The organism is Sinorhizobium sp. NG07B (assembly GCF_002532005.1).
Taxonomy (GTDB): domain Bacteria; phylum Pseudomonadota; class Alphaproteobacteria; order Rhizobiales; family Rhizobiaceae; genus Sinorhizobium; species Sinorhizobium fredii_C.
In genome coordinates this window covers 109881-125234 of the sequence record NZ_NWTD01000005.1, presented here as the reverse complement: position 1 = coordinate 125234, position 15354 = coordinate 109881, and the positions used below count along the sequence as shown (strand labels likewise).

The 15354-nt window shown below is 64.5% G+C and carries 17 protein-coding genes; 13 read left to right on the top strand and 4 right to left on the bottom strand.

What is annotated here, in order from left to right; all coding sequences use genetic code 11:
* Positions 1-17: 17 nt before the first annotated feature.
* The 3 genes from CO664_RS18445 to hemC form a co-directional block, all read right to left on the bottom strand.
* A complete protein-coding gene (locus CO664_RS18445) occupies positions 18-1298 on the bottom strand; it encodes a COG4223 family protein (RefSeq protein WP_097539546.1) in 1281 nt (426 codons plus the stop codon).
* A gap of 161 nt (positions 1299-1459) precedes the next feature.
* Positions 1460-2170 carry a uroporphyrinogen-III synthase gene (locus CO664_RS18440; protein ID WP_097539544.1) on the bottom strand — a complete coding sequence of 237 codons (711 nt, stop codon included), beginning with the start codon at positions 2168-2170 and terminating at the stop codon, positions 1460-1462.
* A gap of 3 nt (positions 2171-2173) precedes the next feature.
* Positions 2174-3103 carry a hydroxymethylbilane synthase gene (gene hemC / locus CO664_RS18435; RefSeq protein ID WP_097539543.1) on the bottom strand — a complete coding sequence of 310 codons (930 nt, stop codon included), beginning with the start codon at positions 3101-3103 and terminating at the stop codon, positions 2174-2176.
* Positions 3104-3278: 175 nt separating this feature from the next.
* Between hemC and tsaD the strand changes: the two genes are divergently transcribed.
* From tsaD to CO664_RS18410, 5 genes are read left to right on the top strand one after another with little or no spacing between them, the layout of a single operon-like run.
* Entirely contained in the window at positions 3279-4373 is a 1095-nt protein-coding gene (gene tsaD / locus CO664_RS18430; protein ID WP_097539542.1) for a tRNA (adenosine(37)-N6)-threonylcarbamoyltransferase complex transferase subunit TsaD, read from the top strand.
* Between the two features lie 10 nt (positions 4374-4383).
* Positions 4384-5385 (top strand): NAD(P)H-dependent glycerol-3-phosphate dehydrogenase, encoded by a 1002-nt coding sequence (locus CO664_RS18425; protein WP_097539541.1) that lies wholly within the window; start codon positions 4384-4386, stop codon positions 5383-5385.
* Between the two features lie 29 nt (positions 5386-5414).
* Entirely contained in the window at positions 5415-5708 is a 294-nt protein-coding gene (locus tag CO664_RS18420) for a YciI-like protein (RefSeq protein WP_037417790.1), read from the top strand.
* Positions 5709-5715: 7 nt separating this feature from the next.
* Entirely contained in the window at positions 5716-6147 is a 432-nt protein-coding gene (locus CO664_RS18415) for an EVE domain-containing protein (protein ID WP_037417789.1), read from the top strand.
* A 35-nt stretch (positions 6148-6182) separates the two neighbouring features.
* Positions 6183-6851, top strand: a complete 669-nt coding sequence (locus tag CO664_RS18410; RefSeq protein WP_097539540.1) for a methyltransferase — start codon at positions 6183-6185, stop codon at positions 6849-6851.
* A 279-nt stretch (positions 6852-7130) separates the two neighbouring features.
* Here the strand turns inward: CO664_RS18410 and CO664_RS18400 are convergent, their stop codons facing one another.
* Positions 7131-7778: a hypothetical protein gene (locus CO664_RS18400; protein WP_097526155.1), complete on the bottom strand. Its 648-nt coding sequence runs from the start codon at positions 7776-7778 to the stop codon at positions 7131-7133.
* A gap of 305 nt (positions 7779-8083) precedes the next feature.
* Here CO664_RS18400 and sdhC point away from each other — a divergent pair, with 305 nt between their 5' ends.
* The 8 genes from sdhC (at position 8084) to mdh (ending at position 15351) form a co-directional block, all read left to right on the top strand.
* Complete coding sequence (gene sdhC / locus CO664_RS18395; RefSeq protein ID WP_037417786.1) at positions 8084-8476, top strand: succinate dehydrogenase, cytochrome b556 subunit; 393 nt, start codon at positions 8084-8086, stop codon at positions 8474-8476.
* Positions 8477-8489: 13 nt separating this feature from the next.
* Positions 8490-8870: a succinate dehydrogenase, hydrophobic membrane anchor protein gene (sdhD, locus tag CO664_RS18390; RefSeq protein ID WP_037417785.1), complete on the top strand. Its 381-nt coding sequence runs from the start codon at positions 8490-8492 to the stop codon at positions 8868-8870.
* Positions 8871-8876: 6 nt separating this feature from the next.
* Positions 8877-10718 carry a succinate dehydrogenase flavoprotein subunit gene (gene sdhA / locus CO664_RS18385; RefSeq protein WP_097526157.1) on the top strand — a complete coding sequence of 614 codons (1842 nt, stop codon included), beginning with the start codon at positions 8877-8879 and terminating at the stop codon, positions 10716-10718.
* Between the two features lie 18 nt (positions 10719-10736).
* A complete protein-coding gene (locus CO664_RS18380) occupies positions 10737-11516 on the top strand; it encodes a succinate dehydrogenase iron-sulfur subunit (protein ID WP_037417782.1) in 780 nt (259 codons plus the stop codon).
* Between the two features lie 146 nt (positions 11517-11662).
* Positions 11663-12262, top strand: a complete 600-nt coding sequence (gene msrA / locus CO664_RS18375; RefSeq protein ID WP_097539539.1) for a peptide-methionine (S)-S-oxide reductase MsrA — start codon at positions 11663-11665, stop codon at positions 12260-12262.
* A 138-nt stretch (positions 12263-12400) separates the two neighbouring features.
* A complete protein-coding gene (locus CO664_RS18370) occupies positions 12401-12937 on the top strand; it encodes a protease inhibitor Inh/omp19 family protein (protein ID WP_097539538.1) in 537 nt (178 codons plus the stop codon).
* Between the two features lie 114 nt (positions 12938-13051).
* A complete protein-coding gene (gene zapE, locus CO664_RS18365; protein ID WP_037417776.1) occupies positions 13052-14206 on the top strand; it encodes a cell division protein ZapE in 1155 nt (384 codons plus the stop codon).
* A 179-nt stretch (positions 14207-14385) separates the two neighbouring features.
* Positions 14386-15351 carry a malate dehydrogenase gene (mdh, locus tag CO664_RS18360; protein ID WP_037417774.1) on the top strand — a complete coding sequence of 322 codons (966 nt, stop codon included), beginning with the start codon at positions 14386-14388 and terminating at the stop codon, positions 15349-15351.
* Positions 15352-15354: the final 3 nt, after the last annotated feature.

The window sequence follows — 15354 nt, the reverse complement described above, 5'->3', positions numbered from 1 at the left end:
AGTCTTGTTTCCTCCCCTTAGCCTTGGGTGCCGTTTCGCGTCATGGTCGCCGCCACGGCCGCACCGATAGCGGTTTCGACGCGCAGTCGCCGGTCGAGCTTCTCTTTGAAATTCTGGCCCGCCGCTTTCGCCGCGTCAGGAAGGCCTTCCCATTCGAGCGAAGCGCCCTTGAGGTCGCCATTGTTGAGCTTGTCTTCGATGCGGGCGATCATCGCCTCCGGCGTGTCTCCCTCGACGCTGCCGACCGGCCGGACGCGAATGCCGGACATGGCGCTCGAGATGAGCCGGGCAAAAATGCCTTCGTTCGGGTCCGGCTGGTGCAGGGCGTCGAGCATTGCGGTCGCCGTTGCCGGAAACGCCTCACGCAGATCCGTCCGTGTGGCGACGCCGGTCTTGGCGTCCTCGGCAAGCGCTTTCACCGCAGCGTCTTCAGGCGCGATGCTGCGCAACGCCTCGAGTTCGGCGAGGAACGGCCCGCCGCGATCGATTGCGGTCTTCAGCGCGGTGACGGCGACCGCTTTGGCCATTTCGATGTCGTTCACCGGCTCATTAAGCTTTTGCTCGGCCTGGTCGATGCGGCCGGCGAGTTCGGCCTTGGCGGTGTCCGCCGATTGCCGGGCGTCGGCGAGATCGGTTTTCAGCGCAGCGATTTCCTTGGTCAGGTTGGCGACCTCGGCCTGGAGCGCCGTCACATCGGGTGCGTTCGCCGCCGAGGGGGCCGCCTGTTCCAGCGCGGCGAGGCGGCTTTCCAGCGGAGCGAGGTCGACCGCCTCTGCCGCGGCCGTCGGCCGCGACCGGAGCTCGGCCTTGATCGCCTCGATTTCACCCGTCAGGTTCTGCTCGACCGATCCGTTGCCGCGATCCGGCCCCGGTGCCGGTACATAGCCGGCATATTGCAAGACGCCGGCGCCGAGAAGCGCGACGAGGCCGCCAAGGATGCCGGCGGCAAGCGCCCCGGCGCTCGTCCCCTGCCTTCTCTTCGGTTCGGCTGTCGCGCCGCTGCTCAGATGCGGGGGCTCCTCGTCGAAAGCGGCGGCAGCCGCGTTGGCGCGTTCCTCCTCGGTTTCCGCTTTCCGTTCGGCCTCTTCTTCTACGGCCTTCTCCGCTTCGACGTCGTCCGCCGCAGGTCCGGTCGCGTCCGGGGCCGTTGTCGCCGAGATCTCCGCCGGCTCGTCGGTCACCGGCTCCCGGCTGGCGATCGATTCCGTCTCTTCGGTGACGGTTCTCTCCGCCTCCAGGTCGATCGTCAGCGGTTCCTTTTCCGGTTGCGAGCGGCGCGGCGGCTTCTCCGATACCATAGTGACCTCTTACCGTTCTGTCGGGCTCTGAAAGCCAAACCTAGTCAGGGAAGCGCAACAGGGAAAGTCCCCGGGCCTCGTTTTTGCGGCATTTGCCTTAGATGAGCTGACCGACGGCGGGAAGCCAGCGGAAAATCGTCGCTGCCTTTGCTGATCCCGCCTCAAAGGATCTTCAGCAGGCTTTCCTCGTCGGGCGCAGGTGCCACTTCTGCTGCAGCGCCGCTGGGCAGCGCCTCTTTGACAGTGGCGCTGAGGCAGAGGTAACGGGTGGAAAAGTCGGCGCAATCAACGCCGCTGTCGCGCATCAGCGCGGCAAGCCGCCGAGCCGTTTCGCGTGAGTAGAGCAGCACCGCGTCGAACGGGCCGGAGCGGGTGAGGGCCGGCAGCGTTTCCAGCGGATGGTCGACAGGAATCATGCGGTAGCATTCGACGGTCACGTGATCGATCGCCCGCTGACGAAGCGAATGTTCGAAGCCATCGGCGCGCGGCAAGCCGGCGAAATAAAGCAGAGATCCGGTTCCGGGGCCAAGAAAGCCGGCAACCGTTTCCGCCAGCGCTTCGCCGGTTCCCACGCCGACCCGGACGTCAGTGAAGCCGAGATCGGTGGCGACGGCCGCCGTCGCCGCACCGACGGCGAAAAGCGGCGTCGATAGATGCGCTTGAAGTGCGGGACCGAGCTCGGCCAGAACACGGATCGCCTCGGCGCTGGTCACGGCAACCGCGTCATGGGGCCGCTCGAAGCCGGCGCGGAGCGCGGCGACAAAATGCTGCGCCTGAATCAGCGGCAGGACGGTGGGCTGGTGTCCCATCGCTTCGAGCTTCAGCGCCGTTCGTTCGGCTGCCGGGCGAGGACGGGTGACGAGCACGCGCATCGGTCAGGTCCAGCTCGAAAAGAACCCCGGTCCGGCCTTGGCACGGATCTGTTCGCCGGCCTTGCGCCCAAGTTCCGCCGCCTCCGCAGCCTTGCCGTCGATTTCGATGCGATGCGAGGTGGCGCCGTCGGGCGTCAGGATCATGCCAAAGAAGCGGATATGTGCGCCGTCCGACTGCGCGTAGCCGGCAATCGGCGTGCGGCAGGAGCCGTCGAGCGACGCCAGGAAGCCGCGCTCGCAGGCGACCGCCTCATGGGTGCGCGGGTCGTCGATTGCGGCAAGCAGCGTATTTACCCGGTCGTCGCCGACGCGGCTTTCGATGCAGATCGCGCCCTGGGCCGGGGCCGGCGGAAACGCCTCAGGATCGAGCAGTTCGGTCGGCACGTCGGTCATGCCGAGCCGCTTCAGCCCGGCATAGGCGAGCAGCGTGCCGTCGACCTGGCCTTCGGTGAGCTTGCGCAGCCGCGTCTCGACCTGGCCGCGATAGGTGATGACGTTGATGTCGGGCCTCAGTCGCCGGATCAGCGCCTGGCGGCGCAGCGACGACGAGCCGACGGTGGCGCCCTCGGGCAGATCCACAAGCTTCGGGGCCGTTCGCCCGACGAAGGCATCGCGGATATCCTCGCGCGGCAGGAAGGCGGAGAGACACAGCCCGTCGGGCAGCTTCGTCGGCATGTCCTTCGACGAATGGACGGCGAAGTCGAGATCGCCCGACAGAAGCTGCTGCTCGAGCTCCTCGGTGAACAGGCCCTTGCCGCCGATCTCGGCGAGCGGCCGGTCGGTGATGCGATCGCCCTTCGTCGACAGCACGACGACTTCGAACATTTCCGGCGGCAGGCCATGGGCGGCGGCCAGGCGGTCGCGCGTCTCATGAGTCTGGGCGAGCGCCAGCGGGCTGCCGCGCGTGCCGATGCGGAAAGGTTTTGTTTGCATCCTTGGCCATCCGTTGTTACTGCAGGTTTCCTTCGATCGGAAACGATCTGAGGAAAAACCATGCAGCACTTCAAAGCGTTACAGCGTCCTTTGTGCCTCTGAAAGACGCACTGCGCTGTAGGAGTTCCGTGTACCCACCTTTATGGGTGACCGCAATCTTTGAGTATACCACGTCATGTCCCCGCCCTTGCGCATCCTCGGCATTGAGACAAGCTGCGACGAAACCGCGGCTTCCGTCGTGCTGCGCGACGAGGAGGGCGGCGGCCGGATTCTTGGCGACGTGGTGCTGAGCCAGCTTGAAGAGCACAGCGCCTATGGCGGCGTCGTGCCGGAGATCGCCGCGCGCGCCCATGTCGAGGCGCTCGATGCGCTGATCGAGGAAGCGTTGCTGCGGGCCGGGGTGACGCTCACGGACATCGACGCGATCGCTGCGACGAGCGGTCCCGGCCTGATCGGCGGCCTGATCGTCGGGCTGATGACCGGCAAGGCGATCGCCCGGGCGACCGGCAAGCCGCTCTACGCCATCAACCATCTCGAAGGCCACGCGCTGACGGCGCGGCTGACGGACGGACTTGCCTTTCCCTATCTGATGCTGATCGTCTCGGGCGGCCACACGCAACTGATTCTGGTCAAGGGCGTCGGCGACTACGAGCGCTGGGGCACGACCATCGACGACGCGCTCGGCGAGGCCTTCGACAAGACGGCGAAGCTGCTCGGCCTTCTCTATCCGGGCGGGCCTGCGGTGGAACGGGCGGCCCGAAACGGCAATCCCGAGCGCTTCGACTTCCCCCGGCCGCTCGTCGGCGATGCCCGGCTCGACTTCTCCTTTTCCGGCCTGAAGACGGCGGTGCGGCAGGCAGCGCAATCGCTGGAGCCGGTCACCGAACAGGATATCGCCGACATCTGCGCCTCGTTCCAGCGGGCCATTGCGCGGACGCTGAAGGATCGCGTCGGCCGCGGGCTGAAGCGGTTCAAGGGCGAATATCCATCGGTCGATCGGCCGGCGCTGGTCGTTGCCGGGGGCGTGGCCGCCAACCAGACGCTCCGGCAAACGCTGCAGGCGCTCTGCGACACGCACGGCTTCCGCTTCGTCGCGCCGCCGCTTCAGCTTTGCACGGACAATGCGGCGATGATCGCCTGGGCAGGCGCCGAGCGGCTGGCGGCGGGGCTGCCGGCCGACGGGCTCGATGTCGCGCCGCGTTCGCGCTGGCCGCTCGACAGCGAGGCCCGGGCCTTGATCGGCTCCGGAAAACGCGGCGCCAAGGCATGACGGACAGAAGATGAGCGCTAACCAAACGATCGTGCCAAAGATCGCCGTCGTCGGCGCGGGCGCCTTCGGCACGGCCCTTGCGGCTGTTGCGGCGGCAAAGGCCAATGCGGACGTGACGCTGCTTTCGCGCCGCGAGGAAGTGGCGGCGGAATGCCGTCTGACCGGCCGCAACGAAAGGGCTTTGCCGGGCATCGCGCTTCCCGCTGGGCTTGGCTTTTCCGCCGATGCCGCGGCGCTGGCGGGAGCAGATATCGTGCTCTTTGCCATGCCGTCGCAGGAACACAGGACCGCGGCGCAGACCTACGGCGCGGCGATCGGCGCCGATGCGACGATCGTCACCTGCGCCAAGGGCATGGAGCAATCGACCGGCCGGCTGCTGACCGAGTTGCTTGCAGACGAATTGCCGGGCCACAGGATCGGCGTCCTTTCCGGGCCAGGCTTCGCCGCCGACATCGCCAAAGGCCTGCCGACGGCGATGGTCGTCGCCGCTCCCGACATGGCAATTGCGACGCAACTGGCCGAAGCACTGTCCGGACCGACCTTCCGGCTCTACCCGTCGACCGACCGCATCGGCGTCCAGCTCGGCGGCGCGCTCAAGAACGTGCTGGCGATTGCCTGCGGCATCGTCGAAGGGGCGGGCCTCGGCGATTCCGCCCGCGCGGCGCTGATCTCCCGCGGCCTTGCGGAAATGTCGCGCTTCATCGCCGCACGCGGCGGCGAGGCCGATACGGTGCGCGGCCTGTCGGGCCTCGGCGACCTGGTGCTGACGGCGACCAGCCACCAGTCCCGCAACCTGCGCTTCGGCATAGCACTCGGCAACAACGGCCGTGCCGACGGCAGCGGCGGCGAGCTCGTCGAGGGCGCCTTTGCCGCGTCGGTGGCGGGGCGCGTGGCACAGGACCTCGGCATCGAGATGCCGATCACCGAAGCCGTCGCCGCCATCATCGACGGCAGGCTCGATGTGCGCACTGCTCTCGAACAATTGATGTCGCGGCCGATCACCCAGGAGTGACCGGCCCGCGCATTCTCATAGGAGGAACCATGCTCTTCGCACTGCTCTGCACGGATAAGCCGGGCGCCCTGCAATTGAGGCTCGACACGCGGCCCGACCATCTCGCCTATCTCAACGACCTCAACGCCAAGGGCGTCCTGAAGATCGCCGGCCCCTTTCTCGGCGCCGACGGCAAGCCGACGGGAAGCCTGGTGATCGTCAAGGCCGAGACGATCGAAGAAGCTGAGGAGATCGCCGCGGCCGATCCCTATGCCAAGGCGGGCCTCTTCGCCAATGTCGAGATCAAGGCCTACAACTGGGTCTTCAACAATCCGGACGCGTGAGGGAGCGATGGCCCACTGGCTCTATAAATCCGAACCCAACAAATGGTCCTGGCAGATGCAGAAGGATGCCGGCGAGAAGGGCACCGAATGGACGGGCGTGCGCAACTATCTGGCGCGCAACAACATGCGGGCGATGAAAATCGGCGACAAGGGCTTCTTCTATCATTCCAACGAGGGGCTGGAGATCGTCGGCATCACCGAGGTCTGCGCCCTTTCGCATCCGGACTCCACCGCTGACGGCGATGCCCGCTGGGACTGCGTCGACATCCGCGCCGTGATCGACATGCCACGTCCGGTCTCCTTGAAGGAAATCAAGGAAAACCCGAAACTCGCCAAGATGTCGCTGGTGACCTCGATGCGCCTCTCCGTCCAGCCGGTGACCGAGGACGAGTGGATCGAGGTCTGCCGCATGGGTGGGCTCGACAACCCGCCGAAGTAATTGCTCTCGGCGCACGCCCCCCCGAGTCTCCAATCTTGAAAACGGATCCGGAAAGCTTCATCCGCGCCAATACCGGCATTCTCTCGCCGCCGCATGTACCGGAGATCCGGCTCCATCTGGCGAGCGAAGCGCATGACCTGTGGCTGAAGACCGAGGAGGAACTGGAGGCGATCGGCCTGCCGCCGCCCTTCTGGGCCTTTGCCTGGGCGGGCGGGCAGGGTCTCGCCCGCTATGTCCTCGATCATCCGGAGGTGGTGCGCGGCCGCCGCGTCGTCGATTTCGCCTCCGGCTCCGGTCTCGTGGCGATTGCCGCCATGCTGGCCGGCGCCGCCGAGGTTCTCGCCGTTGATATCGATCCCTGGGCCGAAACGGCCGTGCGGCTCAATGCGGATCTGAATGGCGTTGAAGTGAGGTTTCTCGGCGAGGACATCATCGGCCGCGAGGGTGAGGCCGACGTCTATCTCGCCGGCGACGTCTTTTACGACAAGGGCTTTGCCGATCTGCTGCAGCCTTGGTTCGAGGCGCTCGGGAGCGCCGGTGCCGCGGTTATCGTCGGTGATCCGGGCCGCGCCTATTGCCCGCGCGAGCGGCTGGCGGCGCTTGCGACCTATGAGGTGCCGGTCACCAGGGCGCTCGAGGACAGCGAGGTGAAGCGGACCACGGTTTGGCGGTTTGGGGCCGCCGACACGAACGTTGGAGCGTGATTGGATCCTTACCGTCAGCGCGCGCGGTAGTCGTCGCGGGCGACCGGGATTCACCCCCTCTGCCCTGCCGGGCATCTCCCCCACAAGGAGGGAGATACAGATGCTGCCCCGCCGCTCCGCCGAAGTTGCCGACTCCGGCCGTAAACCCGCAACGGCGCTGATCGGGCGAGACATCGCCGCTTGCCAATCTCCCTCCTTGTGGGGGAGATGCCCGGCAGGGCAGAGGGGGGTATTAGCACCGCTTCCTGATTTTGGCGCTTTCCTACCCTTCACATCGCTCTACGGCCGGACGACACACACACCGTGCTCCCAGGCGCAGGCGCTGGCATTGGTCTGCGGCGAGACGACGATGATTTTCGGGCGCTCGGCCGGCGGGGCGGCCTCAAGGTTATCCCCGGCGACATAGGAATAGCTGCCGGTCTGGCTGAAATAGATGCCGGTGCCCACATCCTCATAGGCTGAAAGATTGCCGGCATAGGTGCCGAGGCCAGGGATATCGGAGGGGAAATCATAGCCGCCGTCGATGTCGCCGCTATAGCGGCCGGCGCCGTAGCCCCTTCCGTCAATGACGATCCAGGGGCCTCGATTGCGATCACGCCGCACGAAGTGCGGGGGCCAGTGCTTGCGTCGGACATGGCGGGTGCGGGTCTGAACGTCGCGGAGGCCGCCCGTCTCGAAGGACGAGAAATCATCGATGCTGGAATTGACGGAGCGGTGGCGCCGATGGCCGGCGAAATGGCGGAGGTGCCGCGCCTTGCGCCAGGCGCGGTGCGGCGGGCGATCCTTGAGCCGGACATGCCGCACGCGCGTCTCCACGTCCTGGAGGCCCCTGTCGCTCCCGGCGCTCGCAGGCAGGCCGGCGGGGATTGCCAAGGCCAGGGCCAGGAGTAGAACTTTGGTCGCGTGGACCGCGCGCAACAGATTCATTCTGCCATGCCCCTCGGATGCGGTTAACGAACTCTTAACCGCATCCTGATGTAAGCGCTGCCAAATGTCACGAATTTGATTGGCTTTTTCCGGCCTTATCGTTAACGGCGGGATGTCTCCGGCAGACCGGAAAATGCCGCTTTTCGTCTAATCGATTTTATTTATTTTGCACTGCAAACATACTTGTCGTTAAGCAATATGGTGATTAAAGGTCCGAATGACTGAATTGCGCACAATCGGGTGCGATACCGGATTAGAATAGTCTAGTTAAAGGGCGAGAAATCCGGTCATTTCGTGAGGTTCCGATGACGGATGTCACAAGAAGCCGGCCGCTCTCGCCGCATCTTCAAATCTACAAACCAATTCCCACCATGGTCATGTCGATCATGCACCGCATCACCGGCGGCGCACTGTATTTCGGCACGGTCCTAGTGGCCTGGTGGTTGATCGCCGCCGCCTCGGGTGCGGCCTATTACGATTGGGTGAACTGGCTGTTTGGCACGCTGATCGGCAAGCTCGTGCTGTTCGGCTACACCTGGGCGCTGATGCACCACATGCTGGGCGGCCTGCGCCATCTCGTCTGGGACCTCGGCTACGGCTACGAAAAGCACTTCGCGACGAAGATGGCCAAGGCGACGCTCGCCGGATCGGTGACGCTGACGCTCGTCATCTGGATCATCGCTTCTCTGCTTCGCTGACAGGGGAAACACCATGGATATGCGCACACCCCTCGGCAAGGTTCGCGGCCTCGGCTCGGCCAAGGAAGGCACGGACCACTTCTGGCGCCAGCGCCTGACGGCCGTTTCCAACATTCCGCTGTTGATCTTCTTCGTTTTCTTCGTCGCCCGCTACGCCGGCGCGCCGCATGCAGAGCTCCTCGCGGCGCTCTCCAATCCCTTCGTCGCGGTGATCCTCGGTCTCGTCGTGACCTCGGCGCTCATCCACATGCGGATCGGCATGCAGGTCATTATCGAGGATTATGTTCATGCGGAGGGCGTCAAGATTGCGCTTCTCATGCTCAATACATTCTTTGCGATCCTGATCGGCGGGCTCTGTCTTTTCGCCATCCTGAAGATCGCTTTCGCAGGATAACTCGCCATGGCATCGATCAGTTCACCGGCTGCAAACGGCAAAGCCTATCAATATGTCGATCACGCCTTCGACGTCGTCGTCGTCGGCGCCGGCGGGGCGGGCCTGCGCGCCACCCTCGGCATGGCCGAACAGGGCCTCAAGACCGCCTGCATCACCAAGGTCTTCCCGACGCGCTCCCACACGGTTGCAGCACAGGGCGGCATCGCCGCCTCGCTGCAGAACATGACGCCGGACAGCTGGCAGTGGCATCTCTACGACACCGTCAAGGGCTCCGATTGGCTCGGCGACGTCGACGCCATGCAGTACCTGACCATGGAGGCGCCGAAGGCGGTCTACGAGCTCGAGCACTACGGAGTGCCGTTCTCGCGCAACGAGGAAGGCAAGATCTATCAGCGGCCGTTCGGCGGCCATATGCAGAATTATGGCGAAGGTCCGCCGGTGCAGCGGACCTGCGCAGTCGCCGACCGCACCGGCCATGCGATCCTGCACACGCTCTACGGCCAGTCGCTCAGGAACAACGCCGAATTCTTCATCGAATATTTCGCCATGGACCTGATCATGGCCGAGGACGGCCGCTGCACCGGCGTCGTCGCCTGGAATCTGGACGACGGCACCATCCATCGCTTCGCCGCGAAGATGGTGGTGTTGGCGACCGGCGGTTACGGCCGCGCCTATTTCTCGGCGACCTCGGCGCACACCTGCACCGGCGACGGCGGCGGCATGATCGCCCGCGCCGGCCTGCCGCTGCAGGACATGGAGTTCGTGCAGTTCCACCCGACCGGCATCTACGGTTCGGGCTGCCTGATCACCGAAGGCGCGCGCGGCGAGGGCGGCTATCTCGTCAACTCGGAAGGCGAGCGCTTCATGGAGCGTTACGCTCCGTCGGCCAAGGACCTCGCCTCGCGCGACGTCGTCTCGCGCTGCATGACGCTGGAAATCCGCGAAGGCCGCGGCGTCGGCAAGAACAAGGATCACATCTTCCTGCACCTCGACCATCTCGATCCGGCGGTGCTGCACGAGCGGCTGCCGGGCATCTCGGAATCGGCGAAGATCTTCGCCGGCGTCGACGTCACCCGCGAGCCGATCCCGGTGCTGCCGACCGTTCACTACAACATGGGCGGCATCCCGACCAACTACTGGGGCGAGGTGCTGAACGCAGACGCTCAGAACCCCGAGCGCATCGCGCCCGGCCTGATGGCGGTCGGGGAAGCCGGCTGCGCCTCCGTGCATGGCGCCAACCGGCTGGGCTCCAACTCGTTGATCGACCTCGTCGTCTTCGGCCGCGCCGCGGCGATCCGCGCCGGCCAGATCATCGACCGCCAGGAATCGATCCCGGCGCTTGATGCGGCCGCCTGCGATCGCATCGTCGAGCGCTTCGACCGGCTGCGCCATGCCAAAGGCGGTACGCCGACGGCGGTGCTGCGCGACAAGATGCAGCGCGCCATGCAGGAAGACGCGGCCGTCTTCCGTACCCAGGAATCGCTCGAATCCGGCTGCCGGCGGCTATCGGAAATCTGGAAGGAACTTTCCGACATCAAGGTCACCGACCGCTCGATGATCTGGAATTCCGATCTCGTCGAGACGCTAGAGCTCGAGAACCTGATGGCGAACGCTATCACCACGGTCTACGGCGCCGAAGCGCGCAAGGAAAGCCGCGGCGCACACGCCCGCGAGGACTACAAGGATGGTCCGCTCGGCGGCCGCGACGACATGAACTGGCGCAAGCATACGCTGGCCTGGGTCAATGACGCCGGCGACGTCCGGCTCGAGTATCGTCCGGTGCACACCGAGCTGATCGCCGACGGCATCGATCCGAAAAAGATCGAGCCGAAGGCGCGGGTATACTGATCTCGAGGACTAAGGCACATGGTTGAACTCGCTCTCCCGAAGAACTCGCAGGTCAATGAAGGCAAGGTCTGGCCGAAGCCGGTCGGCGCAACCAATCTGCGCGAGTACCGCGTCTATCGCTGGAACCCGGACGACGGCAAGAACCCGCGCATCGACACCTATTACATCGACATCGACGACTGCGGCCCGATGGTCCTGGACGGGCTGCTGTACATCAAGAACAAGATCGATCCGACGCTGACGCTGCGGCGCTCCTGCCGCGAGGGTATCTGCGGCTCCTGTGCGATGAATATCGACGGCACTAACACGCTCGCCTGCACCAAGGGCATGGAGGAGATCAAGGGCACGGTGAAGATCTACCCGCTACCGCACATGCCGGTGGTCAAGGACCTGGTGCCGGATCTCACCAATTTCTACGCCCAGCACCGCTCGATCGAGCCCTGGCTAAAGACAGTGTCGCCGACGCCTGCCAAGGAATGGCGGCAGAGCCACGAGGACCGCCAGAAGCTCGACGGGCTCTACGAGTGCATCCTCTGCGCCTGCTGCTCGACCTCCTGTCCGAGCTACTGGTGGAACGGCGACCGCTATCTCGGTCCCGCCGTTCTCTTGCAGGCCTATCGTTGGCTGATCGACTCCAGAGACGAGGCGACCGGCGAGCGGCTCGACAATCTCGAGGATCCTTTCCGTCTTTACCGCTGTCACACGATCATGAACTGCGCCCAGGCCTGTCCCAAGGGGCTGAATCCGGCCAGGGCGATCGGCGAGATCAAGAAGATGCTGGTCGAGCGGCGGTTCTAAAGCGTCCCGGGCTCAAAAATCATCGAAATTGGACGGCGGGCAGAGGGCCCGCCGTCTTGCTTTTCACAACTCTCGCATCGACGTGTCGGTAAGTGAATTGAAAGCCGCCGCGAGGCGCATAGGTATTAGAGGGTGGAGGGTCGCTGATGCTTCTCGCTCGCCTGCTTGTCGCAACTGCCGTAAGCTGTCTCCTGCCGTCGGCGCGAGCAGCCGAGCCGCAACACGCGATCCTCGCCGGCGGCTGTTTCTGGTGCGTCGAGAGCGATTTCGATGACGTGCCGGGCGTTGTCGAGACGATTTCCGGCTATGCCGGCGGCAGGAGCGAAAATCCGACCTATCAAGATTATGCGAAGGGCGGCCACCGCGAGGTGGTGCGGATCAAGTTCGATCCCGACAGGGTCTCTTATGCGGAACTCGTCGGCGTGCTGTTCCGCACGACCGACCCGACCGATGGCGGCGGCCAGTTCTGTGATCGCGGCTTCTCCTATTCGACGGCGATTTACGCGCTCGATGAGCAGCAGGCGATGCAGGCGAAGGCCGAGAAAATCAAGGCCGAGGCGGAACTCGGCAGGCCGATCGTGACGCCCGTCGAGGGCCCCGCGAAGTTCTGGCCGGCCGAAGACTACCACCAGGATTTCGCGACGCGGAATCCGATCCGCTACTGGTATTACCGCAATGGCTGCGGCCGCAACCGGGCGGTCGAGGCCCTTTGGGGCGAGCGGGCCTATGCCGGCGTCAGCCATTAAGCTTTCGCCGCAAGCGTTTCCATCGTGCAACAGCCAAGGCCGAAACGTGGTGCCTTGATCTCACGGGTGGATTTGCTGTAATTCGGCCTTTATTATCGCATTGCATCATCGTTCGAGGACAATATAGGGGGTAAAGACATGCGGGTTTTTCATGCGGCGGCGGGGCTTGTTATTGTGCTTGCGCTGACCGGATGCCAGCGGACATCCTTTGGGGGCTTCGGTTCCCAGGATGTTTCTGCCGCGCCTGCTCCCCTGCAAGCGCAGCCGGTGCCGTCGGTCTCGGCGGGCCAGCTGCCCGATCCGACGACGAACACCTCGCAATTCCCGAGCGCTCCGACAGGCACCCCGGCCGGCGCGCCCGCGGGCACGCAGGTGGCCGCCGCCACCAACGCCCTCGACGTGACGAAGGAATCCATGGTCGGCAACTGGCGCGTTTCGAGCGCCGGCAGTTCCTGCGATATGTTCCTGACGCTGACCAATCTCGGCAGCGGCTCGCGCGGCGGTACGCGCGGCTGCGCCGGCGAACTGACGGCGATGGGATCGTGGGAAGTGGCCGGTAAGCAGGTCGTGCTCAAGGATCGCAGCGGCAATCCGATCGCCCGCCTCTACAAGACCGCCGATTCGCGCTTCGACGGCTCGACCAATGGCGGCCAGCCGGTCAGCCTCAGCCGCTGACCTATTCTCGGTCCGGCTTTCCGGACCTCGAGACGGCCTGTCGTCGGGGTGGGGCTTCCGCCTGCAGCCTTAAGTCTCACCTCCCAAAACAGCCCCTGGTCTTCCAGGTGCACCGTGCTCAATCCTGACGACAGTATTCTCCACAGACTCGAAGCGCTCGTTGCGGGCGGAGAGCGGCAGCGTGACCCGGCGCAATTTGCAATCGCAAGACGGCTCGACCATCTGACCGCGGAGCTCATGGCCAGCCGGCCGTCGCGCAAGGCGAACGCGCTCGGCTGGCTGTTCGCGGCCCGCAAGAAGGACCAGGCGCCGGTCAAGGGTCTCTACATCCATGGCGGCGTCGGCCGCGGCAAGACCATGCTGATGGACATGTTCTTCGACGCGGTGCCGATACAGCGCAAGCGGCGCGCCCATTTCCACGAGTTCATGGCGGATGTGCACGAGCGCATCTACAAGCACCGGCAGAGGCTGAAGAACGGCGAGACCAAGCAGGCCGATCCGATCCCGCCGGTCGCTTCCGAGCTCTTTGCCGAGGCGCGGCTCCTGTGTTTCGACGAATTCTCGGTGACCGACATTGCCGATGCGATGATCCTCGGACGCCTCTTCGGCGAACTCTTCGCAAAGGGCTGCGTGCTCGTCGCGACCTCGAACGTGGAGCCTTCCGAGCTTTATCGCGACGGGCTCAACCGCGGGCTGTTTCTGCCTTTCATCGATCTCCTGAAGGCCCATGCGGAACTCATTTCGCTCGACACGGACACCGACTATCGCCTGCGCAAGACGGACGGAAATCCCGTCTGGCTGTCGCCGCTCGGACCGGAAGCGGAAGCCGCGATGGATCGCGCCTGGTATGTCGCGACCAACGGCGCGCCCGCCGGGCCGGCGGAGATCGGCCGGAAGGGGCGGATGATCCGCGTGCCGGATGCGGTCGGCGACTGTGCCCGCTTCACCTTTGCCGATCTCTGCGCCCAGCCGCTCGGCGCGGCCGACTATCTTGCCATCCTCTCGCACTACAGGACGATCTTCCTCGACCACGTTCCGCATCTCGGGCCGCATATGCGCAACGAGACGAAGCGCTTCATCATGCTCGTCGACGCGCTCTACGACCAAGGCGCCCGTCTCTTCGCCTCCGCCGCTGCCGAACCGGAACGGCTGCTGATCGCCAAGAAGGGCATTGAAGGCTTCGAATTCGACCGGACGGTTTCCCGTCTGATCGAGATGCAAAGCGAGGAATATGCCGCGCAACATACTGAAAACACGGCCTTTCCATGACGTAACGATGACTGATAATCTTACCTTTACGTAAGAATTTTTTGATCTAACCGATTGAATTTGCTCTATCAGAAACTATGGATTGATATTTTGCCATTTGCCGTTTAAGGGCTTTCCGCGAGGGTTTGGCGTTTGCCGCGTTTCAGGCCTCGATCATGGATCACAAAGGAAGCACTTTCATGGCGCGCAACAAGATCGCACTTATTGGTTCAGGGATGATTGGTGGCACGCTGGCGCATCTCGCCGGCCTGAAAGAATTGGGTGACATCGTTCTGTTCGATATCGCCGACGGCATCCCCCAGGGTAAGGGCCTCGACATCGCCCAGTCCTCGCCGGTCGAAGGTTTCGACGCATCCCTGACGGGCGCAAGCGACTATGCGGCGATCGAAGGTGCCGACGTCTGCATCGTCACCGCCGGCGTTCCGCGCAAGCCCGGCATGAGCCGCGACGACCTGCTCGGCATCAACCTGAAGGTCATGGAACAGGTCGGCGCCGGCATCAAGAAATATGCTCCGAACGCCTTCGTCATCTGCATCACCAACCCGCTCGACGCCATGGTCTGGGCGCTGCAAAAGTTCTCCGAGCTGCCGAAGAACAAGGTCGTCGGCATGGCCGGCGTGCTCGACTCCTCGCGCTTCCGGCTCTTCCTTGCCCAGGAATTCAACGTTTCGGTTCAGGATATCACCGCCTTCGTTCTCGGCGGCCATGGCGACACGATGGTGCCGCTCGCCCGCTATTCGACCGTTGCCGGCATTCCGCTGACCGACCTCGTGCAGATGGGCTGGGTCACCAAGGACCGTCTGGAAGAAATCATCCAGCGCACCCGTGACGGCGGCGCTGAGATCGTCGGCCTTCTGAAGACCGGCTCGGCCTATTACGCTCCGGCCGCTTCCGCGATCGAAATGGCCGAAGCCTACCTCAAGGACAAGAAGCGCGTGCTCCCCTGCGCGGCGCATCTATCCGGCCAGTACGGCGTCAAGGACATGTATGTCGGCGTGCCGACGGTCATCGGCGCCGGCGGCGTCGAGCGCATCATCGAGATCGACCTCAACAAGGGCGAGAAGGAAGCCTTCGACAAGTCGGTCGCCGCCGTCGCCGGGCTTTGCGAAGCCTGCATCGGCATCGCGCCCAGCCTGAAGCAGTAATCG

Bases quoted from the DNA above. Each gene is read 5' to 3' on its own strand.
- CO664_RS18445 (WP_097539546.1), bottom strand. From the start codon at position 1,298: ATGGTATCGGAGAAGCCGCCGCGCCGCTCGCAACCGGAAAAGGAACCG.
- CO664_RS18440 (WP_097539544.1), bottom strand. From the start codon at position 2,170: ATGCGCGTGCTCGTCACCCGTCCTCGCCCGGCAGCCGAACGAACGGCG.
- hemC (WP_097539543.1), bottom strand. From the start codon at position 3,103: ATGCAAACAAAACCTTTCCGCATCGGCACGCGCGGCAGCCCGCTGGCG.
- tsaD (WP_097539542.1), top strand. From the start codon at position 3,279: ATGTCCCCGCCCTTGCGCATCCTCGGCATTGAGACAAGCTGCGACGAA.
- CO664_RS18425 (WP_097539541.1), top strand. From the start codon at position 4,384: ATGAGCGCTAACCAAACGATCGTGCCAAAGATCGCCGTCGTCGGCGCG.
- CO664_RS18420 (WP_037417790.1), top strand. From the start codon at position 5,415: ATGCTCTTCGCACTGCTCTGCACGGATAAGCCGGGCGCCCTGCAATTG.
- CO664_RS18415 (WP_037417789.1), top strand. From the start codon at position 5,716: ATGGCCCACTGGCTCTATAAATCCGAACCCAACAAATGGTCCTGGCAG.
- CO664_RS18400 (WP_097526155.1), bottom strand. From the start codon at position 7,778: ATGAATCTGTTGCGCGCGGTCCACGCGACCAAAGTTCTACTCCTGGCC.
- sdhC (WP_037417786.1), top strand. From the start codon at position 8,084: ATGACGGATGTCACAAGAAGCCGGCCGCTCTCGCCGCATCTTCAAATC.
- sdhD (WP_037417785.1), top strand. From the start codon at position 8,490: ATGGATATGCGCACACCCCTCGGCAAGGTTCGCGGCCTCGGCTCGGCC.
- sdhA (WP_097526157.1), top strand. From the start codon at position 8,877: ATGGCATCGATCAGTTCACCGGCTGCAAACGGCAAAGCCTATCAATAT.
- CO664_RS18380 (WP_037417782.1), top strand. From the start codon at position 10,737: ATGGTTGAACTCGCTCTCCCGAAGAACTCGCAGGTCAATGAAGGCAAG.
- msrA (WP_097539539.1), top strand. From the start codon at position 11,663: ATGCTTCTCGCTCGCCTGCTTGTCGCAACTGCCGTAAGCTGTCTCCTG.
- CO664_RS18370 (WP_097539538.1), top strand. From the start codon at position 12,401: ATGCGGGTTTTTCATGCGGCGGCGGGGCTTGTTATTGTGCTTGCGCTG.
- mdh (WP_037417774.1), top strand. From the start codon at position 14,386: ATGGCGCGCAACAAGATCGCACTTATTGGTTCAGGGATGATTGGTGGC.